The sequence below is a fragment of the Albidovulum sediminicola genome (assembly GCF_025751575.1).
GTDB classification, from domain to species: Bacteria; Pseudomonadota; Alphaproteobacteria; order Rhodobacterales; family Rhodobacteraceae; genus Albidovulum; species Albidovulum sediminicola.
The window spans coordinates 89,324-114,157 of record NZ_JAOWLA010000010.1 but is presented as its reverse complement, the minus strand read 5'-3'; the positions used below and the strand labels follow the sequence as shown (position 1 = coordinate 114,157).

Below are 24,834 nucleotides of genomic sequence, written 5' to 3'. Positions count from 1 at the left end.
ATCAAATAAGAGATACTACCGGACCAGCATCGGACGCAAGCGAATTTTGCCGCGCTGGGTTTGGGGCAGGTGCCGGTTCAATCGCCGGTTCACTGTGCCGAACAATCCGATGACGGTCAGGGTCAGCGCGATGAAGTAGCAGGCCAGGATCGGATAAGGGATGAAGGGGTTGAAGGTCTTGTCCGCGAAATAGTTCGCGTAATAAAGCGCGTCCCCCATCTGTTGCGTGGCCGGAAAGCCCGAGAAAAACACCAGCGCCGTGGCGTGGAAGAGGAAGATCGCCTCGTTCGTATAGGCGGGCCAGGCGAGCCGCAGCATGGTCGGCCAGATGATCCGGTGGAAACGTGGCCAGCCCGACATGCCATAGGCGTCCGCGGCCTCGATGTCGCCCTTGGGGATGGACTGCATTGCGCCGTAGAAGATTTCGGCCGAGTAGGCGGAGGTGTTGAAGAACAGCACCACCAGCGCCCCCGCCCAAGCGGACGTCAGGGGCGAAAAGACCGGAAACACGCCCTTGAGGCTCAGAAACAGGAAGTAGGCGAAGAAGAACTGGATGAAAAGCGGCGAGCCGCGGAAAACGAAGATGAACCACTCCGCCGGCTTGCGCAGCAGGGGCGAGTGCGCGGCCTTGGCCATGGCGAGCGCGGTTGCGAGGAAGAACCCCGACAAGAGTGCCAGAACGCCGAAATAGATGTTCCAGATCATGCCCGAGCCGATCAGCGTGATCTGCTGGCAGATGGTGAAATCGGCCCTCGGAAGAAGCCTTTCGCCGATGCCCACGCTGCGCAGCGCATAGTCGGCGACCGTGTCCCAGCAGCTCATGCGGCGGCCTTTCGTTGCGCTTCACCAGCCATGGTCGCCTGACCGCGCGTCAGGCGACGCATGATCCGGTCAAGCACGACCTCGGAGACCTTGGTGAAGAGAAGGTAGAAGATCAGAAGCGCCGCGAAATACCACATGCGCCAGTCGCCATGGGGATAGTCGGTGAACTTCGGCGTCTTGGTTCCGCCAAGCTCGCGCGCCCAGTAGACGATATCCTCGACCCCCAGAAGGAACAGCAGCGGCGTCGCCTTGATCAGCACCATCCAGAGATTCGAGAGGCCGGGCAGCGCGTAGACCCACATCTGCGGCACCAGGATGCGCCAGAAGGCCTGACGGTGCGACATGCCATAGGCCTCCGCGGTCTCGATCTGCGCCCGCGGGACCGCCTGCATGGCGCCGTAAAGCACGTTCGCGGCAAAGGCGCCGAAGATGATGGAGAAGGTCAGCACCGCCAGGAGGAAGCCATAGACCTCATGCACCCATTGCGCGGCGTCGCCCAGCGGCAGTTTCGCCGCCGCGCAGACGACGAAATCGTTGCCCTGCCGGATCGGCTGGTCCCAGTCCGGGCATTTGATCTTGTGGCGCACCCACTCGAACCCCTGGTCCAGCGCGATGACGAAGAACAGGAAGAACGCGATGTCCGGAACTCCGCGCACGATCCCGATATAGGCCTTGCCCAGCCAGGACAGCGGCGCGAAGCGCGACCGGGCCGCGCTGGCGCCGCCGAAGCCGAAGACAAGCGCGACAGGCGCCGTGATCGCCAGAAGGGTCAACACCGTCCCGAAGGACAGGTAAAGCGAGGTGTGCTTGCCGGTGGTCAGGTAGCAGGACAGCCACGTCAGGCCGGAAAGCGCATCAGGTTCCGAACAGTATGAAAACATGCGGGTCCGAGGCGGGGTCTGAGCGACCCCGCCTCCCTTTTCCGGTCAGAAGGTTTCGCCGATTTCCCACTTGGTGATCAGTTCGTTCAACGAACCGTCATCCTTCATCGACTGGATCGCGGCGTTGAACTTCTCCTTCAGTTCGGTGTCGGATTCGCGCAGGCCCATGCCCACGCCGCCACCGATCAGGACCGAGTCGCCCGCGAAGTCGAGGTCGGCATCTTCCGCCGCGATCGGCTCAAGGTAGGCCCGGTCGGCCAGAACGGCATCGGCTTCGCCGTTGCGAACGGCGCCGACCGTTTCCTCGGGCGTGGCGAATTCCAGCAGCTTCGCGCCCGATTGCGCCACGAACGAGGCCTGGATCGTGCCGGTTTGCGCCGCGATCACGCCCCCGGTCAGATCGACTTCGGCGCCCGCCTTGGCGAGATAGGCCGAGGGATCGGGCTGCGTGTAGCTCTGGGTGAAGTCGATGACCTCATCACGCTCGTCGGTGATCGACATGCCCGCGATGATCGTGTCGTAGTTGCCCGAGACGAGGTTCGGGATGATCGAATCCCAATCGTTGGTGACCCATTCGCAGGTCAGCTCGGCGCGCTTGCAAAGCTCGTCGCCCAGTTCGCGCTCGAAGCCAGCGACCTGGCCGTTGTCGTCGATGTAGTTGTACGGAGGGTAGGCGCCCTCCGTTCCCATGCGCACGGTCTGCGCCTGTGCCGCACCCGCGGCGAGGGCCGCCGCCGCGATCAGAAGGTATTTCATCGTTTTCTCCTTGTTGGTTGTCGGATTGGTCTTGTTATTCTTCTTGCTTCGGGCCGCGCTTGCGCCGTGGCAAATGGTCCTGCGCGGGGCGTCAGGCCGGGGAGGTCGCGCTCAGGAACTGCCTAAGACGCTCGGTCTTCGGGTTGCCGAACAGCTCCTCGGGGGCGCCTTCCTCCTCGATCAGGCCGCGGTGCAGGAACACCACATGGTCTGATACATCAGCGGCCAGACGCATGTCATGCGTGACGATCAGCATCGTCCGCCCCTCTTCCGCCAGTGCCTTGATGACCTTGACCACTTCTTGTTCCAGTTCGGGATCGAGCGCCGAGGTCGGCTCGTCGAACAGTAGTGCGGTCGGTTCCATGCACAGCGCCCGCGCGATCGCGGCGCGCTGCTGCTGGCCGCCCGAAAGCTGGGCGGGGTAGGCGTCGCACTTGTCTCCGATGCCGACCTTTTCCAGATAGACGCGCGCGGCCTTCTCGACCTCGGCCCGGTCGCGGTGCAGGACCGTCACCGGCGCCTCCATCACGTTTTGCAGGATCGTCATGTGCGACCAGAGGTTGAACTGCTGGAAGACCATCGACAGGTTGGTCCGGATGCGGATGACCTGCGCACGGTCGGCCGGGTGACGTCCAAGACCGTGTCCGCGCCAATGCACGGACTCGCCCTTGAAGATCACGTCGCCCTGCTGGCTGTCCTCCAGCAGGTTGCAGCAGCGCAGCAGCGTGGATTTGCCCGATCCGGAGGAACCGATGAGTGAGATGACCTCACCCTTGTGGGCGGTGATCGACACGCCCTTGAGAACTTCAAGCGGGCCGTAGGATTTGTGCAGGTCCCTGATCTCGATGACCGGTGCTTCTTGTTCTGTCACTGTTCGCCTATCCCCTGGTTGGCGCCCAAGTGTGCGAAAATAACGGCGCCATGCAACGCCCGATGTGGGGCGTTTTGCATGAACTTGTTCAATCCGGATAGAAAAACTGCGCAAAATGTCATTTGCGCTGCGGCACGGGAACACTCATGTAGGCGTCCTTGCCCAATGCGACGAGGCCGGTGAGGCCAAGTGCGGCGCGATCGGCGGGCGAGAGCGCCTCGATGGCCTCGGCAATGGCGCGGGCGATCACGGCGCCGTCGCGGCCTGACGCCGTGATATAGGGCAGGCCCGGGGTCGGGGGGGCGGTGCGCCCCAGCACCCGCAGCGCGGAGGCCATCTCGGGCCGGTGGGCGCTCAGCAACCGCCAGGTCACCGCATCGATCGCGGCGATATCCGCGCGACCTTCGATCACCACGCGCGCGCTTTCCAGATGGGCGCCGGTGGTGACCGTTTCCCCGACCTCGACCCCCAGAGAGGCGGCGAAGTTGAGCGGTGCGGCCCAGCCCGACTGGCTGTCGGTGCCGTTGATGGCAAGCCGGCGGGTCAGCAAATCCGAGAGCGCGCCGGTCTCTTCGGCGCGCGCGACCATCTGAGAGTAGTAATAGCCCGCCGGCGCATCCGGCAGCGCGTAGTCGGGGGTGGCTACCAGAACCACGCGGTCGTGCAGTCGCGTCCGGTAGGGAAAGCCGCAGGTCTGCCCCAGCAGCAGATCGGGGCTTTCCCAGGCCTCCCAAAGGTCCATGTCGCGTGTCAGTGCCTCTGGCGCGTCGATTCCGCGCGTGCGCAGACCGTCCCGGATCAGCATCCAGTAGCGGTCGGTGGCGCCCCGGACTTCGTTCCAGTCGTACATCGGCAGCATGGCGATCATCTGCGGGTCTCCGTTCTTTGGCGCGCCATGGCGCTTTCGGCGTCGGAAACGCCGAGAAGGTTGGTGGCGAGCCGGATCACGGCGTCTTCTTCCGGGGCGCGTTCGCCATCGGCAAGCGCCACCGACCAGAGCGATTCAACAAGCGCGATGCGCGCTTCGTGCGGCACGGCATCCTTCAGCGCACGGGTGAAGCGCACGGTATCAGGGGCCTCGACCTCCAGACCCTCGGCGCTTTGGCGAAGGCTTGCGGCCTCGAAAGGCGAAAGCTGGTGACGGTCGGTCAGCACGCGGTCGATCCGCGTGGCCTCCAGCTGGGTATAGACGCCGTCAGCGCGGGCAATCCGCACCAGCAGCGCCGCGAGAGCCAGACGCGCATCATCCGGGGGAAGCGAGGGAGAGGGCGCCATCAGCGCCGAAAGGAGTTTTCCGAACATGTCCGGCATATAGCGATCCCGAACGTTCGGGAAAAGCGTCTTGACCCTATCGGGAGCCGACGCGCGCCGCGTGGCCGCCGTCCTTGGCCATGGCCTTGGATACGACATGGAGGCCTGCCAGCCCCAGCACCGTGAACACCGCGCCGCCGAAAGACCACAGGAGGAAACCAACCCAGAGCGACGCGCCGTAAACAAGAGTAGCGACCAGCCCCAGGGCCAGCCCCAACGTCCACCCAATGATCAGCATTCCCAGATACATTCTGCGCCCCCGCGTCAGGTTGTGATCTTAGTTCAGGTTGCGCGGGGATTTGGGCAAAATTTTGGTCGCCTGCGAAAAAGCGCCTTCCAAACAGGCGCTTTCGGCAAGATGCGGCCTAGAGGGCTTATTTTCGAAGTGGAAACAACATGTTTTCGTCCCGGAAACGCCACGCGTTCATGGTACGTTCCCGTTACCCCGATGCAACACTCCGCCCGCAAAGAGACGTCGGGGCGAAGACGGAGCGTGGCAGGGCGCGATTCAGCACCTTTCAGGCGCCGAATTTCAAATCACTCCGATCGCCGTGGCGCTCGATTTGGGCGCGCGCGGCGCGACCCTCCTGTCCCGTCCGGATTGATCCCCGGGCAGGCCGATCACACCAGCCGTTCGACCTCCTTCGCGGCACGGATGAAATCGGCGAAAAGCGGATGGGGGGCGAAGGGCTTGGACTTCAGTTCCGGATGGAACTGGACGCCGATGAACCACGGGTGGTCCTTCCATTCCACGATTTCAGGCAGCCGGCCGTCGGGGCTCATCCCCGAAAAGATCAGACCGCAGCTTTCCAGCTTGTCGCGGTATTTCACGTCCACCTCGTAGCGATGGCGGTGGCGCTCCTCGATGACCGCGGCGCCGTAAACCTGTTCCACCCGGGAGCCGTCCTTCAGATGCGCGGTATAGGCGCCCAGCCGCATGGTGCCGCCCTTGTCGTCATCGACCTTGCGCGCGACGGTGTGGTTGCCCTGCACCCATTCCTTCAGGTGATAGACGACCGGCTCGAACCGCTTTTCGCCCTTTTCGTGGTCGAATTCCTCGGACCCGGCGCGGGCGACGCCGGCCATGTTCCGCGCCGCCTCGATCACCGCCATCTGCATGCCAAGGCAGATGCCGAGGTAGGGGATGTTCTTTTCGCGGGCGAACTGGGCGGCCTTGATCTTGCCTTCCGTCCCGCGTTCGCCGAAGCCGCCCGGGACCAGGATCGCGTGGAAGCGTTCGAGATACGGGGCCGGGTCCTCGCGCTCGAAGATCTCCGCGTCGATCCATTCCGCCTTGACGCGGACGCGGTTGGCCATGCCGCCATGGGTCAGCGCCTCGGCGATGGATTTGTAGGCATCCTCAAGCTGGGTGTACTTGCCGACGATCGCGACGCGCACCTCGCCCTCGGCGTTCTCCAGCCGGTCCATCACGTCTTCCCAGCGTTCCATATTGGGTCTGGGCGCGGGGGCGATGCCGAAGGCGTCGAGCACGGCCTGGTCAAGGCCGACCCGATGGTAGGCCAGGGGCGCCTCGTAGATCGACTTCAGGTCATAGGCCGGGATGACCGCGTCCTTGCGGACGTTGCAGAAGAGCGCGATCTTTTCCCGTTCGCGATCCGGGATCGGGTGTTCAGACCGGCAAACCAGCACGTCGGGCGCCAGGCCGATCGATTGAAGTTCCTTCACCGAATGCTGGGTCGGCTTGGTCTTCAACTCACCACTGGCCGCGAGGTAGGGCAGAAGCGTCAGGTGCATCAGGATCGACTGGCCGCGGGGGCGTTCGTGGATGAACTGGCGGATGGCCTCGAAGAAGGGCAGGCCCTCGATGTCGCCGACGGTGCCGCCGATCTCGCACAGCATGAAGTCGACCTCCTCCTCGCCGATGCGGAGGAAGTCCTTGATCTCGTTGGTGACGTGGGGAATGACCTGGATCGTCTTGCCCAGGTAGTCGCCGCGGCGCTCCTTCTCCAGCACGTTGGAATAGATCCGGCCAGAGGAGATGGAATCGGTCTTGCGTGCGTGGACCCCGGTGAAACGCTCGTAATGGCCGAGGTCGAGGTCGGTTTCCGCCCCGTCGTCGGTCACGAAGACCTCGCCGTGTTCGAAGGGCGACATCGTGCCGGGATCGACGTTCAGATAGGGGTCAAGCTTGCGCAGCCGCACGGAATAGCCGCGGGCCTGCAACAGCGCGCCAAGCGCCGCCGAGGCGAGGCCCTTGCCAAGCGAGGAAACCACACCGCCGGTGATGAAAACGTAACGCGCCATGGTTCGGATGCCCCCGTGAATGCCTCAAGATTCTTGGATTTGCCAAAGCGTCCGAGCTTCGGCATCACGGGATTCAAGCCTTATCAGATTCGCAGCCTGCCCGCAACAGGACCGCAAGCTCTAGTGGTGCGCCAGGGCGCTGAAATCAGATGTAGTGGTCAGTTGGCCGGCGGCGGTGCCAGCGGCGCATCGTCTGCCGCAGGGGCCTGGCCATCGCCAGCCGAAGCGGGCGGAAGCAGGTCGCCGGTCGGGACGATCGGGGTCACGGGCGCTTCGGCAGGCGCTTCCGTGCCGGGTTGATCGACGACGGAGATTCCCTCGGATTTCTGGGCCGCGACCAGCGTCAGTGCGATCGAGGTGGCGATGAAGGCTACCGCCAGCGCCCAGGTCAGCTTGGTCAGCGCGTTCGCCGCGCCGCGCGCGCTCATCGCGCCACCCCCCGAGAGCAGTCCGCCACCCTCCGACCGCTGAAGCAGCACCACGCCGATAAGCATGAGCGCAAGGATCAGGTGGACGGTAAGAATGACATTTTCCATCGGGACCGGGTCTCGTTTCGGGCTGACGCGCCTATCTAGGCGCATGAGGACCGGGGCGCAAGCCCGGATGCGGAGGGGACTGACCGCCTTCGCGGCAAGAAGCGTCGCTTTCGCGCTTTTGCGCGGAACGCGCTACGGCGATAAGCTTGCACGAAGGAGACCGCCATGTATGTCCTGCACTACGCGCCAGACAACGCCTCATTGATCGTCCGGCTGGCGCTCCTGGAACTCGGGGCGCCGTTCGAGACGGCGCTCGTGGATCGGAGCGTGCGGGCCCAGGACGGCCCGGCCTACCGGCGGCTCAATCCCAACGGGCTCATTCCGGCGCTTGAGACGCCCGAGGGCGCGCTGTTCGAGACCGGGGCGATCCTGCTGTGGCTGTCGGAGCGCCATGGTGCACTGGCGCCTGCGCCGGGAAACCCTGAGCGCGGTCATTTCCTGAAGTGGCTGTTCTTCGTGTCGAACACGCTGCATGCCGATGCGCGGCTTTTCTTCTATGCCGAGCGTCACGCAGGGCAGGGCGCAGATGTCGCGGCCTTCCGCGCAGCCACGCGGGATCGGATCGCGGGCCATCTCGGCCTTCTGGAGGCCATGGCCGCCACCCGCCCGGCGTGGTTTTCGCCCGACACGCCATCGGTCCTGACGCTTTATGTCTGCGGGCTCCTGCGCTGGATCGCGCTTTATCCGGTCGAGATGGCCGGATGGCTCGACCTGGCGCGTTACCCCGCGCTGCGCGCCATCGCCGCCGCGACCGAGGCGCGGCCATCTGCTGCCGAGGCCGCCCGGATGGAAGGGCTTGGCACCACGATCTTCACTCAACCGTCTTATGCCTGCCCGCCAGAGGGCAGCGCGACCTGAAAGGACCGCCCGATGTTTCTGTCTGTCTTCGACATGTTCAAGGTGGGTGTGGGGCCTTCGTCCTCTCACACGATGGGGCCGATGGTCGCCGGGGCGCGGTTCCTTGAGTTGCTGCGCGGGTCGCCCTTCCATCCCGCCGGGCTGAGGGCCTCGCTGCACGGCTCGCTCGCCTTCACCGGCAAGGGGCATGCGACGGATCGGGCGACGATCCTGGGGCTGGCAGGGTTCCTGCCCGAAAGCTACGACCACGAAAAGGCCGAGGCGGCGCTGGCCGCGATCGCGCAGACCGGCACGGTGACCCCCCCGGGCCTGCCGGCGCTGCGCTTCGATCCCGCGAACGACCTGGTTTTCGACTATGGCCCCTCGCTGCCCGGGCACGCCAACGGCATGATCCTGATGGCGACCGACGCCCAGGGCGACGTGATCCTGCAGGAGACCTATTACTCCATCGGTGGCGGTTTCGTGCTGACCGAGGCTGAAAGCGAGAATGCCGGGGCCGTGGCGGCCAAACCCTCCGGCTGCCCCTATCCGTTCCAGAACGCGGCGGAAATGCTGGACATGGCGAAAGCGTCGGGCAAGTCCATCGCCCAGATGAAGCGCGCCAACGAGCTGCATTTCCGGTCCGCGAAGGAACTTGAGGACGGCATGGCGCGGCTCTGGCAGGTGATGAACGACTGCATCGAGCGTGGCCTTGTCACCGACGGCATCCTGCCCGGCGGCCTCAAGGTCCGCCGCCGCGCCAAGGGCATCCATGAGGCGCTTCTGGCCGAACGCGGCATGAACCTGACCGCGCCGCACACGATCAACGACTGGATGAGCGTCTACGCCATGGCGGTGAACGAGGAAAACGCCGCCGGCGGGCAGGTCGTGACCGCCCCCACCAACGGCGCGGCGGGGGTGCTGCCGGCGGTGATCCGCTACTGGCTTGATCATGTGCCGGGCGCCAGCGCCTCCAGGGTCGGGGATTTCCTGCTGACCGCCGCCGCGATCGGGGGGATCTGCAAGCACAACGCCTCGATCTCCGGGGCCGAATGCGGCTGCCAGGCGGAGGTCGGCTCGGCCGCGGCCATGGCGGCGGCGGGGCTTTGCGCGGTCATGGGTGGCACACCTGAACAGGTTGAAAACGCGGCGGAAATCGCGCTGGAACACCATCTTGGCATGACCTGCGACCCGGTGAAGGGCTTGGTTCAGGTGCCCTGCATCGAACGCAACGGGCTTGGCGCGATCAAGGCGGTCAGCGCTGCGTCGCTCGCGCTGCGCGGGGATGGCCAGCACCTCGTGCCGCTGGACGCCGCCATCGAGACGATGTGGCAGACCGGCCGCGACATGCACGAGAAGTACAAGGAAACCTCGCTTGGCGGCTTGGCCGTCAACGTCCCGAACTGCTAAGCGTCCGGGCCGCGCGCTCTTCGACCATGCCGGCGTGGCTGTGCATCAGGACGGCGGCCAGAACGATGGCCCCGCCGCCCCAGGTCAGGAGCGGCGGCCATTCGGCCAGAAGGAGCGCGGCGAGCGCGATGGCCACGGGCACCTCCGCCCCGCCAAGGAAGGCGGCCTCGGCCGGGGGAATGCGCCGCGCGCCTTCGGTCAGCAGGATGGTCGCCAGCGCGAAGGAGGCGCCGAAGCCCGCCAGCAAGGCGACGTCCGGCAACGAGACCGCCAGCGGATTGCCGAACGCAACCCCGGCAAGCGTCAGCGGAATGGCGGCTGCCGCCATGGCGCGCAGCACGGGCACATCGCCGGAGCGTCGGATCAGGATCGTCGTGGCCGCCATGAGGGCCGTCATCACGAGCGCAAGCAGGTCGCCCGCGACCCGTCCCTGACCGAGCCCGCCCGTGACGACCAGCGCCACGCCGAGGCAGGACATCAAGGCCGCCCGCATCACCCTTGCCCTGATGGGCTCCCGGCTTGTCACCCAGTCGAGCGCGGCGGCAGCGAAGGGCGCCGTCGCATAGATCAGCGACACATTGGCGACCGAGGTCAGCCGGAACGCTGACAGGAATGCCACGCTTGCCGCGCCCGAGACACAGGCGAGCAGCCAACCCCGCGCGCGCATCGGCCGCGCACCCTCGCGCCACAGCGCGTAGACCAGGACCAGTCCGCCCCCGATCAGGCCCCGCCAGGCAAGGATCGTCCATATGTCGGTCGTGATCGCCCGCGTGAAGATCCCGGCCAACGCGAAGGGCAGCGTCGAGGCCAGGACCAGAAGCACGCCCGCGCGGTGCCGCGTCATGATCCGCGCTTCCAGTCGCCGGTGGTGTTCCACCAGCGGTTCGGATTGTCGCGGTCGTCGCGCCCCTTGGACCGTGCGGTCAGGATTTCGCTTAGCCGAATGACCGGCTCCTGGTAGCAGTGGGCCTGGAAGATCGTCTCGATCACCTCGGCGAGGGTGTCCTGGCCCGAGGTGAGTTCAAAAATGACACGCACCACGCCGGGTCTTTCCCTCACCTCTTCCTCCACGCCCGCGACGGCGCCTTGGCGCGGGCGGTAGCGTTCGATCCCGGGGCCGGTCAGAAGGGCGTTGTTGTCGTAGGCCGGGGTCATCGCCAGCGGGTCGATCGCGGCAACGGCGGCCAGGATCCGCCGCGCATCGGCTTCCGGTGCCTGAACCTCGATCTGAACCGCCTTGACCATCGCGACCGAGGTTGTCTCGAACGCTGCCAGCATCGCGTGCCTCCCATCTTGCCTCGCCCGCCTCTTGGCACGATCCTGCTGCCATCTAGCTGTCAGTAGGGAATCGCCGGGATAAGTTGATGAAGCCGATCCGCATGCTTGAACTCATTGCGCTTTTCCGTGCCCACCGGCGGGCGCTGACGGCCGCCGAAATCGCCGAGCGCCTCGGCGCCTCGCGCCGCACGATCTATCGCGACATCGCGGGCCTTCAAGCGATGGGGGTGCCGATCGACGGGGCGGCGGGCCTTGGCTACGTGCTGCGGCCGGGCTTCGATCTGCCGCCGCTGAACTTCACGCCGGAAGAGATCGAGGCGATCATCGTCGGCCTGGCGCTGCTGCCGCGCACGGGGGACAAGGGGCTTGTCGCGGCCGCGCAGTCCGTCGCGGCGAAGATCGAGGCGGCGCAGCCTGCCCGCAAGCGGGCCGATGTCGGGGCCTCGGGCTGGCACGCGATGCCACCCGCGCGCACCGAGCCCGCGCTTTTGCGCCGCGCCATCCGGGAAGAGCGGCGGCTTGCCATCGCCTATCGTGACGGGGCGGGTCAACTGACCCACCGCGCGGTCCTGCCGATCGCGCTCATCTACTATGTCGATGCGGTGATCCTCGCGGGGTGGTGCGAGTTGCGTGAGGACTTCCGGCATTTCCGCCTTGACCGGATCGAGGATTGCGTGCTGCCGGGGGGCGGTTTTGCCGGGCGGGGCGAGGCGCTGCGCGCGCAGTGGAATGTGGCCCTCGCTCGCGAGGCCGAGACATGCGGGTCCTGAGGCGCTGGGCGTTCATCGACAAATTCCGGGCTCAGGTCGTTTTCAGGATGGCGCGCGCCCGTCGGCGTTGATAGCGCAAGCGGCATGAGCCTTGCCATGACCCCCAGTGATCGCATCCTGCCCGGTGTCGCGCTGATGATCGCGTTTTGCGTCATCGCGCCGCTGATTGACGTGGCCGCCAAGCTGGCGGCCGCAACCGTATCGGTCGGGGTCATCGCAGTGGCGCGCTTTATTGTTCAGGCGGTCCTGATGTACCCGGTGGTCAAGGCGCTTGGGCTTTCGCTGAGGCTGACGCCGCTGGCGCTGCGGCTGACCGCCATCCGCGCGGCGATGCTGATCCTGTCCACCTACTGTTTCGTCGCCGCGCTTAGGGTCATGCCGATTGCCGATGCGCTGGCGATCGCCTTCGTCGAGCCCTTCGTCATCTTGCTGATCGGGCGGCTCGTCTTCGCCGAGCAGGTGGGCCCGCGCCGCCTGATCGCCTGCGCGGTGGGGTTCGGCGGATCGCTGATGGTCATCCAGCCCTCGTTTGCCGCGTTCGGCGCGGCGGCGCTGTTCCCGCTTGGGACGGCGGTGTCCTTCGCGCTTTACATGCTGGTGACGCGGCGGCTTTCGCGCATCCAGCACCCGGTGACAATGCAGTTCCAAACCGCTCTGGTCGCGGCGCTGGCCTGCCTGCCGCTTCTGGCCCTTGGCACGACGCTCGGTGAAGCATCGCTGACCGTCACGATGCCGCAGGGCATCGTCTGGCTCTGGCTCATCTGTGTCGGGCTGGCCGCGTCGGTGAGCCACATGGCGATGACCTATGCGTTGACCTTCGCGCCGTCTTCGACCCTCGCGCCGCTGCACTATCTTGAGATCGTGACCGCAACGCTCTTCGGTTATGCGGTTTTCGGCGACTTTCCGGGCGGGCTTACCTGGGCGGGGATCGCGGTGGTGGTGGGTTCCGGCCTCTACGTCATCTTCCGCGAACGCCAGCTTGCGCGGCAGGAACGGCTTGCGCGTCGAACCCCGGTCGCAGCGCCGCAATCGCCGCTCTGAGTGCAGCGCGCGGCAGGATCACCAGCATCCCGTCCGTGTCGAACGCCATCGTCACCCGGCCCATGGCCTCGTTCGAGGTGCCGATGCGTCCCCCCGGCGCCAGCGTGAGACCCGCGATGGGCCAGCGCAGACCCTCCGAGCGGCCGGTGATCTCCGTCATCGGGAACAGCGAGACCCGCGTACCGGGAACGAGGTCGAGCGAGAGGCGCGGCGGCGCGTGGAAGATGACGTCATCGCGCCCGACCAGGAGGCAGGCTTGGCCGGGATGCCGGACAAGCGCGTTGCAGGCCGCCAGCGAATGATCGAATCGCAGTCCCGTGAACCCCAACCCCAGGAGGAAGGGCGCCCGGACCCGCATCAGGCATTTTTCGAAGTCCGTCGTTTCCTGTTCGGCGACAAACAGCACACGGGAGGGGTCAAGGTCGGCGATGTTCTGCCGGTCGGCGCTGTCGAGGTCGCCAATCACCCATTCGGGCCGCTGTCCGAAGGCTCGCGCCACATTGGCGCCACCATCCGCCGCTACGATTTGAGGCGCGAGCAGCAGGGCTTCCGCGAAGGCCTCGCGGTCCACTTCGCCCCCTCCGAGGAGCGTCACGGGTTGCGAGAAATGAGGCAATATTGGTGTCATGGCCGCATTGATGACGATTGAGGCGAAGAATGGCCGTTCAGGCCTGAAAGAATCCTTCCTTTCTCCTATATGTCATCATTCTAGGGGATGAGTAGTTGGCGAGTATGCTCCAAGCGCGTTTTGTGTTGGTAGAGAATGTCCATGGTCGGTGCTAACAAGATCCTTACGGTTTCCTACGGAACCTTCTCCTGCACGCTGGAGGGGTTTGAGGAGCCGTTTGGCACGATGCGGGCGATTGCGGAATATTTCCGCGATCTCGCCTCTCAGGATCGTTATTTCGGCGCCGAGCCGCCCACCCCCGATACCGAGATGCTCCACCGGATCGCCGAGCGCCAGTTGCGGGGGCCCGTCGAGGCGCGGGTCGATGCCGACGGCATCACCCTGCGCGCCGCGCAGCCCGAGCCTGAGGCGCTGCCGCAGGAAGAGTCCGCGCCAGAGGCGGAGGCCGCAGTGATGCAGGCCGCGCCGGAGCCCGACGCCGCCCCCGAACCGGAACCCGAGGTGGAACCGGAGCCCGAGGTGGAACTGGAATCCGAGGCGGAACCGGAGCCTGAAGCGGTGCCGGCTCCGGTCGAGGCCAGCCGGGAAACCCCCGCAGAAACTCCGGCGGAGCGGATCAGGCGCCTGCGCGCTGCGCTTGCCGAGGCTGAGGCGGAAGCGGAAGCCGAGGCAGCGGCCGCTCGGGACGATTGGTCCGAAAGCCGGGATGGTTACGAGTCCTCGGCGCCAGCTGCGGATTTCGGATTTGAACTGGAGGGCGAAAGCCAGGCGGAGGAGGACGCGCCCGTCGAGCGCGAAGAGGCCGATGCCGAAGAGGTGATCGGCGAGGCCGCAGCGGAATCCTCACCTGCGCCTGCCACCCCGTCCGCGCCCGAGCGCGTCGTGGTGGAGCGTGAGGAGCCTTCCGACCGGACGACGCTTCCCAACCTCGCAGCGCGCCTGCGCGCCTACGAGGCCGAAGCACCCTATCTGCGGGGCGGGCCGCGCCCCCCGGCGACGCCCCGTCCGGCCCCGAAGATCGACGAGGACCTTCTGCGCAAGGTGACGGAGGAAAGCCGGACGCCGCAAGAAGATCGCGCGCCGGAAGGTCAGGCCGAAGACGCCCAGCCCGCACGCTCTATCCTCGAAAAGACCCCCGCCGACGACGAGGCGGCGGTCGCACGCCTGATGAGTGAGGCTCGCAGCAAGCTTGAGGGGCCGGAGAACAAGCGCAAGTTTTCGGCGATCTCGCACCTCAAGGCGGCGGTTGCCGCGACCGTGGCCGACCGCCGCTTGAAGGCCGGTGAGGACTACGAGGAAGATGCGGAGAAGGCCGAGGAAGATACCCAGATGGATCGCTACCGCGAAGATCTGTCGCGCGTGGTGCGCCCGAAGTCCCGCGCGAGCCAATCCGCAGGCGCGCAGAAAGAGGCCGATGCGGCGGCCCTGTCAGCGACGAGCGCGCCCGAAACTGCCGACGAGCCGCCCGCAACACCTGCGGCCGGGGCAGAGATCCCCTCGGGCAAGGGCATTGCCGCCGAAGCTGCAGGGGACCTGGCATCGGAAATGGCCAAGCCGGAGCCTGCCGCGCGCGCCGAGCCCGAGCCGCTCGTCCTGATCTCGGAGCAGAAGGTGCAGAAAGCGCCGCCGCCGGAGGAGCCGGACCGGCCCCGTCGGCGGTCGGAAATGCCGACCCGCATTCTTCAGGAAGACGAATTTGTGGTGCCGCGCCGCCAAGTGCAGCCCAACGATGCCGGAAGCTTCGCCGAGTTTGCCGAAATGCTGGGCGCAACGGGCCTTTCTGAGCTTCTGGAGGCCGCGGCGGCCTATACCGCGGCCATCGAAGGGACGCCGCATTTCTCGCGCCCGCAGCTTCTGCGCAAGGTCGCGGCCGTGGCGGACACGCCCGATTTCAGCCGCGAGGACGGGTTGCGGTCCTTTGGGATGCTCTTGCGTCAGGGAAAGATCCAGAAGGTGCGCCGGGGGCAGTTCATGATCTCCGACGCCTCGCGCTTCCTGGGCGAGGCGCAGCGGAGCGCGCGCTGAGTGAACCTATGGGGCCAGTCTAAGGTACCCGCCCGTGGGGGTCAGTCCTTCGGCGCGTCCGGGTCATCCTTGCCGACGCCGCGGAAGATCGAGCGGAACGGCAGCGCCCAGAGGAAGCCGAGGCCAACGTAAAGCGCGACTTCGGCCCAGATCGGAAGCCGTCCGAAGCGCGCGTCGAGCCAGTTGGCGAGCGTCACCGCTACCACGATGTAAAGCGGCAGCCCGACGAGCAGGATCAAAAGCGACAACCTGCGGCGCGCACGGTAGGACAGCATCGGCTCAGTCCTCGAACGGGTCGGTCACCAGGATGGTGTCGTCGCGCTCCGGGCTGGTGGAGAGCATGGCCACCGGGCACTGGATCAATTCCTCGATCCGCCGGACATACTTGATCGCGGCGGCCGGAAGCTCAGCCCAGCTGCGGGCGCCCTCAGTGCTTTCCTGCCAGCCCTCGATCTCTTCATAGATGGGCACGCAGCGCGCTTGCTGGTCGGCGGCCGTCGGAAGATAGTCCAGCCGCTGGCCGTCGAGGTCGTAACCGACGCAGATCTTGAGCGTGTCGAAGCCGTCCAGAACGTCGAGCTTGGTCAGCGCGATGCCGTTGATGCCGGAGATCGCGCAGGTCTGGCGCACGAGCGCGGCATCGAACCAGCCGCAGCGGCGCTTGCGCCCCGTGACCGTGCCGAATTCATGCCCGCGCGTGCCCAGCCGCTCGCCATCGGCGTCATGCAACTCGGTCGGGAAGGGGCCTTCGCCGACGCGGGTGGTATAGGCCTTGACGATGCCCAGGACGAAGTCGATCGCGTTGGGGCCCAGGCCCACGCCGGTCGCCGCCTGGCCCGCGATCACGTTCGAGGAGGTGACGAACGGGTAGGTGCCGAAGTCGATGTCCAGAAGCGAGCCCTGCGCGCCCTCGAAGAGGATGCGCTTGCCCGCGCGGCGGGCCTCGTTCATCACCTTCCAGACGGGGGCTGCATATTTCAGGATCTCGGGCGCGATCTCGTTCAGCTGCGCCAGAAGCGCGGCGGCGTCGATCGGCTCAAGGCCGAGGCCCGCACGCAGCGCGTTGTGATGAACAAGCGCGCGCTCGATCCGAAGCTCCAGCGTCGCGGCGTCCGCCAGGTCCGCGACCCGGATCACGCGGCGGCCGACCTTGTCCTCGTAGCAGGGGCCAATGCCGCGGCCGGTGGTGCCGATCTTGGCCTTCGACCCGGTCGCCTGCGCCTCGCGCGCGCGGTCAAGCTCGCCGTGGTAGGGCAGGATCAGGGGCGTGTTTTCCGCGATCATCAGGGTGTCGGGAGTGATCTCCACCCCCTGTTCGCGGATCGAGGCGATTTCCTTGACCAGGTGCCAGGGGTCCAGAACCACGCCATTGCCGATGACCGACAGCTTGCCGCCCCGCACCACGCCCGAGGGCAGCGCGTTCAGCTTGTAGACCTTGCCGTTGATGACAAGCGTATGGCCTGCGTTGTGGCCGCCCTGGAAGCGTGCGATCACGTCGGCGCGTTCCGACAGCCAATCGACGATCTTGCCCTTGCCCTCGTCACCCCACTGGGCGCCCACGACAACCACGTTGGCCATGATCCTGTCCTTGCAACTAAGTCAAACCCCGCGTCCTATAGCGGCGGCGACCGCCGGGCGAAACAGCAAAATGGCGGCAGGAGGGCTTCTGGAGATCATGTTTCACTACCTGACAGTCGGGACCAACGATCTGGACCGGGCGCGGCGTTTCTATGACGCGGTCATGCCGACGCTCGGATTCGAGAAGGGCGCGGAGCGGGAGGAGGAGATCGGCTATCGCCGCCCCGGCGAAGCCATGCGCTTTTGGGTGACGCGACCCTTTGACGGGCGCCCCGCCACGGTCGGGAACGGCTCCATGCCCGCGTTCGAGGCGCCCGACCGGGCCGCGGTCGATGCCTTCCATCGCGCGGGCCTGGCGCAGGGGGGAAGCGACGAGGGCGCGCCGGGTGTCAGGCCCTATGGCGCGCATTTCTATGCCTGCTACCTGCGTGATCCCGACGGCAACAAGCTGTCTGCGCTATGCCTGCGGGAAGCGGACGGCTGAGGCCGACAACATCGGGAAGGGGCGGCAGCGCGGATTCCCGGGCTTCCGGCCCGGCGGGCGGCAATTGCCGCTCGCACCCGGCGCCGACATTTTCTATAAGGCCCGCGACACGTTCCAGGAGAATGCCACCATGTCCGATACCCTGTCTCCCATCGATCAGGCCAAGGCAAACGCGGCCCGCAAGGCGGTCGAATTCGTCGAAGACGGCATGAAGGTCGGGCTTGGCACCGGCTCCACCGCCGCCTGGATGGTCCGGCGCCTGGGGGAACGCGTGCGCGAGGAGGGGCTGCGCATCGTCGCCGTGCCGACTTCCAGCCGTACCGCGGCGCTTGCGCGCGAAGTGGGCATCACCGTGATCACCCTCGATGAGGCCAAGTGGCTCGACCTGACCATCGACGGCGCGGATGAGTTCGACGCCGAGATGAACCTGATCAAGGGTGGCGGCGGGGCGCTGTTGCAGGAAAAGATCGTGGCCACCGCCTCGGACCAGATGGTGGTCATTGCGGACTCGGCCAAGGAAGTCGCGCATCTGGGCGCCTTCCCCCTGCCGATCGAGGTCATTCCCTTCGGTGCAGAAGTCACTCGCGGCCTGGTCGAGGAACTGCTGGGCGCCTTCGACGTCATGGGCCGGCGCACGACCGTCCGCATGAGCGGGGCCGCGCCCTTCCGCACGGACGAGGGCAACCTGATCCTTGACCTGCACCTTGGGCGCATCGGCGACCCGCGCCAACTGGCCCTTATGCTCAATCAGGTACCCGGTGTGGTTGAAAGCGGGCTCTTCGTAGATATCTGTGACAGGGTGGTGATCGGACATTCCGATGGCCGGGTCGAGGTGCGCGATATCCACGACCTGTCTGTCAAAGTGATGGAACTTCCGGTTGGGGACACCACGAACATCTTCTCCAACATCGGAGACTGAGGGCTTATGGCATTCGACTACGACCTGTTCGTCATTGGTGGCGGCTCCGGCGGGGTGCGCGCGGCGCGCGTCGCGTCGAGCGAATACGGGGCGAAGGTCGCAATCGCCGAGGAATACCGGATGGGCGGCACCTGCGTCATCCGGGGCTGCGTGCCGAAGAAACTGATGGTCTTCGCCTCGTCCTTCGCCGGTCAGATGGAGGACGCGCGCGCCTATGGCTGGGATGTCTCCAACGGCGGGTTCGATTGGCCGTCCTTCCGTGCCAAGCTCGATGCCGAGCTTGACCGGCTTGAGGCGGTCTACCGAAGGGGTCTGGTGAACGCGGGCGTCACCATTCACGACGACCGCGCCGTGCTGGAGGATGCCCATACCGTGCGCCTTGCCGGTGGCGCGCGCTTCACCGCAAAGCATATCCTGATCGCGACGGGCGGCTTCCCTGCTGTCCCCGAGCCCGCGCGGGCCGCCGGGGTGATGACCTCAAACGACGTGTTCAAGCTGGATCGGCTGCCAAAATCGATCCTGATCGTCGGCGGCGGTTTCATCGCCTGTGAATTCGCCTGCATCCTGAACGGGATGGGGGTCGAGGTCACGCAGTTCTATCGTGGCGAGCAGATCCTGCGGGGCTTCGACGGCGAGGCGCGCGGCCATATCGCGGAGCTTATGCGCGAGTCCGGCGTGAACCTGCATGTCGGCACCGACGTGATCGAGATGCGCAACGATCCGGACGGCACCTGGGTCAAGTCCACCGACGGGCGCGAACGGGTCTTCGAAAAGGTCCTCTACGCAACCGGGCGCGGCCCCAGTACCGCGGGTCTTGGCCTTGCGGAGGCGGGCGTCAAGCTTGGCCGCCGGGGAGAGGTGGTCGTGGACGCGTGGAGCCAGACCTCCGTGCCGTCGATCTATGCCGTGGGCGACGTGACGGATCGCGTCAACCTGACGCCGGTCGCGATCCGGGAAGGCCACGCCTTCGCCGACACCGTCTTCGGCGCCAAGCCGACGAAGCCCGATCACGAGCTTGTCGCCTCTGCCGTTTTTACCCAGCCGGAGTTCGGGACCGTCGGCCTGACCGAAGAGGAAGCCCGCGACAACGGCCCGATCGAAGTCTATGCGACCTCGTTCCGCGCGATGCAGACGGCCTTTGCCGGGCGCGCGGACCGGGTGATGATGAAGCTGATCGTCTGCGCCGACACGCGCCGGGTTCTGGGCTGCCACATCGTCGCGCCCGTCGCCGGAGAGATGATCCAGTTGGCCGCCGTCGCCATAAAGATGGGCGCCACGAAAGAGGATTTCGACCGCACCGTCGCCGTGCATCCGGTGATGGCCGAGGAACTGGTAACATTGCGCAAACCGGTCAGGACGGCTTGATTTTCCTGTCAGAAGTCCCAGTTGGGATGCAAGATGCACGAAATCGCAAGAATAGAGGGTAGGCATAGATGAGTGGAAGCGGAGGCCCCTGGGGGGGTGGCGGATCTGGCGACGGGGATGACGGGGATCGTCCGACCCGCGGACCCCGGCGCCCGGTCGGGGGGGCGCAGATCCCCGAGATTGACGACATCATGCGCAAGGGCTCCGAGCGTCTGCGCGTGCTGATGGGCGGCAAGGGCGGATCGGGCCGGGGGACAGGCGGGGGCGGCGACCACCCGGGCCTGCCGCGCAGCACCTTCGCCCTGGCGGCCTTGGCGGCGCTGGCGCTTTGGTCCTACGAAAGCTTCTATACGGTGAAGCCCGAAGAACGCTCGGTCGAGCTGTTCCTGGGCAAGTGCAACTCTCCCTGTATCGGCGAGCCGGGGCTGAACTTTGCCCCCTGGCCGATCGTCATTCCCGAAAAGGTGCAACTGTCGACCGAACGGACCGAGGATATCGGCGTCGGCCGCGGCGGCAAGGATGACAGCGGGCTGATGCTGACGGGTGATGAAAACATCGTCGACATCGACTTCCAGGTGGTCTGGAACATCTCCGACCCCGAGAAATACCTGTTCAACCTGCGCGACCCGCAACTGACGATCAACGCCGTGGCAGAGTCTTCCATGCGCGAGATCATCGCGCAGTCGCAACTGGCGCCGATCCTGAACCGCGACCGCGGCGCCATCGCGGAACGGCTGAAGGACCTGATCCAGACCACGCTAGACGGCTATGACTCCGGCCTCAACGTGGTGCGCGTGAACTTCGACCGCGCCGACCCCCCGCGCGAGGTGATCGAGGCATTCAAGAACGTGCAGTCCGCCGAACAGGAACGCGACCGTCTTCAGAAAGAGGCCGACGCCTACGCCAACACCGTTGTCGCGGGTGCGCGCGGTCAGGCCGCGCAGCTTCTCGAAGAGGCCGAGGCCTATCGCGCCCAGGTCGTGAACGAGGCCGAGGGCGAGGCGAGCCGCTTCTCCGCCGTTCTGGCCGAATATGAAAAGGCGCCAGAGGTCACGCGCAAGCGTCTTTATCTTGAAACCATGGAAGAAGTGATGGGTCGCGTCGACAAGGTCATCATCGACGAAAACCAGAGCGGCCAGGGCGTGGTGCCCTACCTGCCGCTCAACGAACTGGGCCGCAAGCCGGCTGCGGAGGGCAACTGATGAACCGCGCAGCTCTTATCCTTCCCGTCCTCGTCTTCATAATCGCTGGGGCGCTTTCTTCCGTCTTCATCGTCGATGAAAAGGAAAAGGCGCTGGTCCTTCAGTTCGGCCAGATCAAGGCTGTGCGCGAAGAGCCCGGCTTGTACTTCAAGATCCCGATGGTCCAGGAAGTCGTGCGCTATGACGACCGCATCCTTGGCCTTGATGTCGAGCCGCTGGAGGTCACGCCGCTCGATGACCGCCGGCTGGTGGTGGATGCCTTCGCTCGTTTTCGGATCACCGACGTGCAGCGCTTCCGCCAGGCCGTTGGCGCCTCCGGTCTGACGTTGGCAGAGAACCGCATTGACACCATCCTCCGCGCCCAGACGCGCGAGGTTCTGGGTGGTGTGACCTCGTCCGAAATCCTCTCGGCTGACCGCGCCGCCCTGGCCGCGCGCATCCGGGACGCCTCTCGCAACGAAGCCTCCACCCTCGGGGTGGAAGTCATCGACGTGCGCCTCAAGCGCACCGATCTGCCGGTGCAGAACCTTGACGCGACCTTTGCGCGGATGCGCGCAGAGCGCGAACGCGAAGCTGCCGACGAGGTTGCACGCGGCAAGGAAGCTGCGCAGCGCCTGCGCGCCCAGGCCGACCGCACCAAGGTGGAACTGGTCTCTGACGCCCAACGCCAGTCGGAAATCATCCGCGGTGAGGCCGACGCGCGGCGCAACGCGGTCTTTGCCGAAGCCTATGGCGCGGACCCGGAGTTCTTCGACTTCTACCGCTCGCTCGCGGCATATCGCGCCTCGCTTCTGGGCGGGAACTCGACGATGGTCATGGCGCCGGACAGCGAGTTCTTCAACTACCTCAAGTCCGATCAGAGGCGATAGGCGATGGGGGGCTTTGCTCTCCTGATTCTTGGCTTCGGTCTGGTTCTACTGCTGGAGGGGCTGGCCTTTGCGCTGGCCCCTTCGCGCATCGAGGAGGTGCTGGACCTTCTGCGCCGCCTGCCTGCCGAGACCCGCCGCACCATCGGGATCGCGGCCATGGCCCTTGGTCTTGCGCTCATTTGGCTTGCCCGTCACCTTGGGGCCTGAAACAGTGGCGCCAATCACGCTTGTGTGACGCGGACGGTGTGGGTTTGATTCCGGCGGGGACATGCCTACCTTTTAGAACGCATGAAGGCGGCCCGCAGCGCTGCCGCAAACGACAAGGGGTAACGGGAGTGAGATCTGGGGTGAATAGAGTTGCAGCCGCGCAGGCCGATGCGTCGCTGAACCTGCGGTTTTTCTGGGCATTGGCCACAGGCCTGTTGCTGGCGCTGGCGCTGGCCGTCCAGGCAAGCGCCCGGGCGGCCCCTGACAGCTTCGCCGACCTGGCCGAAAAGGTCAGCCCTGCGGTCGTGAACATCACCACCTCGACCGTCGTCGCCGCGCCGACCGAGGGCAGCCCGCTCGTGCCGGAAGGTTCCCCGTTTGAGGACTTCTTCAAAGACTTCAACGCGCCTGGCCCCAACGGGCCGCGCCGATCCAACGCGCTGGGCTCGGGCTTCGTGATTTCCGAGGATGGCTACATCGTCACCAACAACCATGTGATCGAGGGCGCGGACGAGATCGAGATCGAATTCTTCAACGGCAAGCGCTTGGACGCGCAGCTGGTCGGAACCGACCCCAAGACCGACATCGCGCTGCTGAAAGTCGAAAGCGACGCGCCGCTGCCCTTCGTGAGCTTCGGCGATTCCAACCTGATGCGCGTGGGCGATTGGGTCATGGCGATGGGCAACCCGCTGGGGCAGGGGTTTTCGGTCTCGGCCGGGATCGTCTCGGCCCGCAACCGTGAGCTGAGCGGCACCTACGACGACTTCATCCAGACCGACGCCGCGATCAACCGTGGGAACTCGGGCGGGCCGCTGTTCAACATGGACGGGCAGGTGATCGGGGTGAACACCGCGATCCTCAGCCCCAATGGCGGTTCCATCGGGATCGGGTTCTCGATGGCCGCGAACGTGGTGTCGCGCGTCGTCGATCAGCTGCGCGAATTCGGTGAAACCCGGCGCGGCTGGCTTGGCGTGCGCATTCAGGACGTGACCCCCGACGTGGCCGAGGCGATGGGCCTTGCCCATGCCAAGGGCGCACTGGTCAGCGACGTGCCCGATGGTCCGGCCAAGGACGCAGGCATGCAGCCGGGCGACCTGATCGTCAGCTTCGACGGGCTCGAAGTCGCCGACACGCGCGAACTGGTGCGCCGCGTGGCCGAGGCCGATGTCGGCAAGGCCGTACGCGTGGTCGTCCTGCGTGACGGCAAGAATGAGACGCTCTTGGTCACGCTGGGCCGGCGCGAGGCCGCCGAGGCTGAGGGCGGCGAAGTCCCTGCGGCGCCTGAGAACGCACCCGAGCCGGTTGAAAAGGACCTCCTGGGCCTGACGCTGACGCAGATGACGCCGCAACTGGCCGTTGACCTCGGGCTGCCCGAGGGCAGCACTGGCCTCGTCGTCACCGGTATCGACGAGACCAGCGAGGCTTATGGCAAGGGCCTGCGCTCCGGCGACGTGATCACCGAGGCGGGCCAGCAGGCGGTTGAAAGCCTGTCCGACCTCGAATCCCGGATCGAGGAGGCGAAGGAGGCGGGCCGCAAGTCGCTTCTTCTGCTGATTCGACGCTCCGGCGATCCGCGCTTCGTGGCGCTCTCCGTCGATTGAGGGCTTGTCAGACGATACACCCGGGCGCCCTGGCAGGGGCGCCCGCTTCATTTTGGCCATGACGGGTGGCGCGGCAGCGCTACCGGGGCCCCTTGGGGGCTGGAACCCGGACGGGTCACGGACTAGATAGCCAGAGAAAGCGGTACGAGGAACGCAAGATGGCAAAAATCACCTATGTGGAATTCAGCGGCACGGAGCATGTGGTGGACGTGGCCAACGGCATGACCGTGATGGAAGGGGCCCGCGACAACGGCATTCCGGGGATCGAGGCGGATTGCGGCGGCGCCTGCGCCTGTTCCACCTGCCATGTCTATGTGGATGCTGGCTGGGTCGATCGCGTTCCGGCCAAGGACTCGATGGAAGAGGACATGCTGGACTTCGCCTATGAACCCGATCCGGTCCGTTCGCGCCTGACCTGCCAGATCAAGGTCACCGACGCGCTGGACGGGCTGAAGGTCTTCATGCCGGAAAAGCAGATCTGATGCGCGCGGCGGCGTTTGCCCTTGTCCTGGCAGGCGCCGCAGCGGCCGCTTCGGCTGAGATCGTCGAGGCGAGCTATGAGGCCCCCACGGCGCGCTACGACCATGGCGCATTGGGGGACAAGATCGAATGGGGCGCGCTTGAGCTTCGCACGACCGGGGAACGGTTGCGCGTCACCTTGCCCGAGACGCGCGTGTTTGAGGACACCGCCCCAAGGCTTGCCGACCTGGACGGCGACGGCGCGCCAGAGGTGATCGTCGTCGAAACCGATCTTGCCCGCGGCGCGCGCCTGTCGGTCTACGGTGAGGCCGGACTGATCGCCGCGACGCCCTTCATCGGGCGGACACATCGCTGGCTTGCCCCAGCCGGGATCGCCGATCTGGACGGCGACGGGCAGGCCGAGATCGCCTATGTCGAAACCCCACACCTCGCCATGGTCCTGAAGATCGTTCGCCTGGAAGACGGGAAACTGGTCCCTGTCGCCGCGGCGCGGGGGCTGACCAACCACCGCAACGGGGATGCGTTCATTCAAGGGGGCGCCTTCCGCTGCGGTGGACGCTGGGTGGTCGTCACGGCCGATGCCGGATGGTCGCGTGTAATGGCAACCCAACTCACGGACGGCCGGTTGGTGTCGCGCCCGCTCGGTCCCTATCTTGGACCTGAAAGCCTGGACCGGCCGAAAGGCTGCAACTGATCCC

28 protein-coding genes are annotated in these 24,834 nt (G+C 66.0%); 14 read left to right on the top strand and 14 right to left on the bottom strand.

The window, feature by feature from the left end; translation table 11 throughout:
- Positions 1-15 precede the first annotated feature (15 nt).
- The 9 genes from OE647_RS11980 to secG form a co-directional block, all read right to left on the bottom strand.
- Positions 16-822, bottom strand: a complete 807-nt coding sequence (locus OE647_RS11980) for an ABC transporter permease (RefSeq protein ID WP_263721967.1) — start codon at positions 820-822, stop codon at positions 16-18.
- A complete protein-coding gene (locus OE647_RS11975) occupies positions 819-1,703 on the bottom strand; it encodes an ABC transporter permease (RefSeq protein WP_263721966.1) in 885 nt (294 codons plus the stop codon). Before OE647_RS11975 ends, OE647_RS11980 begins: the two co-directional genes overlap by 4 nt.
- A gap of 45 nt (positions 1,704-1,748) precedes the next feature.
- Positions 1,749-2,459, bottom strand: a complete 711-nt coding sequence (locus tag OE647_RS11970; RefSeq protein ID WP_263721965.1) for a transporter substrate-binding domain-containing protein — start codon at positions 2,457-2,459, stop codon at positions 1,749-1,751.
- 91 nt (positions 2,460-2,550) lie between these two features.
- A complete protein-coding gene (locus OE647_RS11965) occupies positions 2,551-3,330 on the bottom strand; it encodes an ABC transporter ATP-binding protein (protein WP_263721964.1) in 780 nt (259 codons plus the stop codon).
- 118 nt (positions 3,331-3,448) lie between these two features.
- Complete coding sequence (locus OE647_RS11960) at positions 3,449-4,198, bottom strand: phosphate/phosphite/phosphonate ABC transporter substrate-binding protein (protein WP_263721963.1); 750 nt, start codon at positions 4,196-4,198, stop codon at positions 3,449-3,451.
- Positions 4,195-4,632 (bottom strand): tellurite resistance TerB family protein, encoded by a 438-nt coding sequence (locus tag OE647_RS11955; RefSeq protein ID WP_263722035.1) that lies wholly within the window; start codon positions 4,630-4,632, stop codon positions 4,195-4,197. Before OE647_RS11955 ends, OE647_RS11960 begins: the two co-directional genes overlap by 4 nt.
- Positions 4,633-4,678: 46 nt before the next feature.
- Positions 4,679-4,891 (bottom strand): hypothetical protein, encoded by a 213-nt coding sequence (locus OE647_RS11950; protein WP_263721962.1) that lies wholly within the window; start codon positions 4,889-4,891, stop codon positions 4,679-4,681.
- A 371-nt stretch (positions 4,892-5,262) separates the two neighbouring features.
- Positions 5,263-6,906 (bottom strand): CTP synthase, encoded by a 1,644-nt coding sequence (locus OE647_RS11945; RefSeq protein WP_263721961.1) that lies wholly within the window; start codon positions 6,904-6,906, stop codon positions 5,263-5,265.
- 158 nt (positions 6,907-7,064) lie between these two features.
- Complete coding sequence (gene secG / locus OE647_RS11940; RefSeq protein ID WP_263721960.1) at positions 7,065-7,442, bottom strand: preprotein translocase subunit SecG; 378 nt, start codon at positions 7,440-7,442, stop codon at positions 7,065-7,067.
- A 165-nt stretch (positions 7,443-7,607) separates the two neighbouring features.
- Here secG and OE647_RS11935 point away from each other — a divergent pair, with 165 nt between their 5' ends.
- The gene (locus OE647_RS11935) at positions 7,608-8,300 is read left to right on the top strand and encodes a glutathione S-transferase family protein (RefSeq protein ID WP_263721959.1); all 693 of its coding nucleotides are present in this window, start codon (positions 7,608-7,610) and stop codon (positions 8,298-8,300) included.
- A gap of 12 nt (positions 8,301-8,312) precedes the next feature.
- Positions 8,313-9,689, top strand: coding sequence for an L-serine ammonia-lyase (locus OE647_RS11930; RefSeq protein WP_263721958.1), 1,377 nt, complete (start codon positions 8,313-8,315; stop codon positions 9,687-9,689).
- On the opposite strand, the gene OE647_RS11925 is transcribed toward OE647_RS11930, so the two are convergent.
- Together OE647_RS11925 and OE647_RS11920 are read right to left on the bottom strand one after the other, a co-directional pair.
- Positions 9,670-10,533: a DMT family transporter gene (locus OE647_RS11925; protein WP_263721957.1), complete on the bottom strand. Its 864-nt coding sequence runs from the start codon at positions 10,531-10,533 to the stop codon at positions 9,670-9,672. The genes OE647_RS11930 and OE647_RS11925 overlap by 20 nt on opposite strands.
- Entirely contained in the window at positions 10,530-10,967 is a 438-nt protein-coding gene (locus OE647_RS11920) for a YqfO family protein (protein ID WP_263721956.1), read from the bottom strand. Before OE647_RS11920 ends, OE647_RS11925 begins: the two co-directional genes overlap by 4 nt.
- Positions 10,968-11,053: 86 nt before the next feature.
- Between OE647_RS11920 and OE647_RS11915 the strand changes: the two genes are divergently transcribed.
- Complete coding sequence (locus OE647_RS11915) at positions 11,054-11,737, top strand: helix-turn-helix transcriptional regulator (RefSeq protein WP_263721955.1); 684 nt, start codon at positions 11,054-11,056, stop codon at positions 11,735-11,737.
- A 96-nt stretch (positions 11,738-11,833) separates the two neighbouring features.
- Entirely contained in the window at positions 11,834-12,778 is a 945-nt protein-coding gene (locus OE647_RS11910; RefSeq protein ID WP_263721954.1) for a DMT family transporter, read from the top strand.
- Here the strand turns inward: OE647_RS11910 and OE647_RS11905 are convergent.
- Positions 12,696-13,406: a thiamine diphosphokinase gene (locus OE647_RS11905; RefSeq protein WP_263721953.1), complete on the bottom strand. Its 711-nt coding sequence runs from the start codon at positions 13,404-13,406 to the stop codon at positions 12,696-12,698. The two genes, OE647_RS11910 and OE647_RS11905, sit on opposite strands and share 83 nt — an antisense overlap.
- Positions 13,407-13,547: 141 nt before the next feature.
- On the opposite strand from OE647_RS11905, the gene OE647_RS11900 reads away from it, so the two are divergent.
- Positions 13,548-15,431, top strand: coding sequence for a hypothetical protein (locus OE647_RS11900; protein WP_263721952.1), 1,884 nt, complete (start codon positions 13,548-13,550; stop codon positions 15,429-15,431).
- Between the two features lie 41 nt (positions 15,432-15,472).
- Here the strand turns inward: OE647_RS11900 and OE647_RS11895 are convergent, their stop codons facing one another.
- A complete protein-coding gene (locus OE647_RS11895; protein WP_263721951.1) occupies positions 15,473-15,706 on the bottom strand; it encodes a DUF2842 domain-containing protein in 234 nt (77 codons plus the stop codon).
- A 4-nt stretch (positions 15,707-15,710) separates the two neighbouring features.
- Complete coding sequence (locus tag OE647_RS11890; RefSeq protein ID WP_263721950.1) at positions 15,711-17,009, bottom strand: adenylosuccinate synthase; 1,299 nt, start codon at positions 17,007-17,009, stop codon at positions 15,711-15,713.
- A 70-nt stretch (positions 17,010-17,079) separates the two neighbouring features.
- On the opposite strand from OE647_RS11890, the gene OE647_RS11885 reads away from it, so the two are divergent.
- The 9 genes from OE647_RS11885 to OE647_RS11845 all read left to right on the top strand — a co-directional run bounded on the left by OE647_RS11885 (position 17,080) and on the right by OE647_RS11845 (position 24,830).
- Entirely contained in the window at positions 17,080-17,493 is a 414-nt protein-coding gene (locus tag OE647_RS11885; protein ID WP_263721949.1) for a VOC family protein, read from the top strand.
- 130 nt (positions 17,494-17,623) lie between these two features.
- Complete coding sequence (rpiA, locus tag OE647_RS11880) at positions 17,624-18,412, top strand: ribose-5-phosphate isomerase RpiA (protein WP_263721948.1); 789 nt, start codon at positions 17,624-17,626, stop codon at positions 18,410-18,412.
- Positions 18,413-18,418: 6 nt separating this feature from the next.
- Complete coding sequence (gene gorA, locus OE647_RS11875) at positions 18,419-19,777, top strand: glutathione-disulfide reductase (RefSeq protein WP_263721947.1); 1,359 nt, start codon at positions 18,419-18,421, stop codon at positions 19,775-19,777.
- A 68-nt stretch (positions 19,778-19,845) separates the two neighbouring features.
- The gene (gene hflK, locus OE647_RS11870; RefSeq protein ID WP_263721946.1) at positions 19,846-20,979 is read left to right on the top strand and encodes an FtsH protease activity modulator HflK; all 1,134 of its coding nucleotides are present in this window, start codon (positions 19,846-19,848) and stop codon (positions 20,977-20,979) included.
- Positions 20,979-21,848, top strand: a complete 870-nt coding sequence (gene hflC, locus OE647_RS11865; RefSeq protein WP_263721945.1) for a protease modulator HflC — start codon at positions 20,979-20,981, stop codon at positions 21,846-21,848. The genes hflK and hflC overlap by 1 nt, the downstream gene beginning before the upstream one ends.
- Before the next feature lie 3 nt (positions 21,849-21,851).
- Complete coding sequence (locus tag OE647_RS11860; RefSeq protein ID WP_263721944.1) at positions 21,852-22,055, top strand: DUF2065 domain-containing protein; 204 nt, start codon at positions 21,852-21,854, stop codon at positions 22,053-22,055.
- Positions 22,056-22,195: 140 nt separating this feature from the next.
- Entirely contained in the window at positions 22,196-23,656 is a 1,461-nt protein-coding gene (locus OE647_RS11855) for a DegQ family serine endoprotease (RefSeq protein ID WP_412174949.1), read from the top strand.
- Positions 23,657-23,814: 158 nt separating this feature from the next.
- A complete protein-coding gene (locus OE647_RS11850; protein ID WP_263721943.1) occupies positions 23,815-24,138 on the top strand; it encodes a 2Fe-2S iron-sulfur cluster-binding protein in 324 nt (107 codons plus the stop codon).
- Positions 24,138-24,830, top strand: a complete 693-nt coding sequence (locus tag OE647_RS11845) for an FG-GAP repeat domain-containing protein (protein WP_263721942.1) — start codon at positions 24,138-24,140, stop codon at positions 24,828-24,830. Before OE647_RS11850 ends, OE647_RS11845 begins: the two co-directional genes overlap by 1 nt.
- The last annotated feature ends 4 nt before the right edge of the window (positions 24,831-24,834 follow it).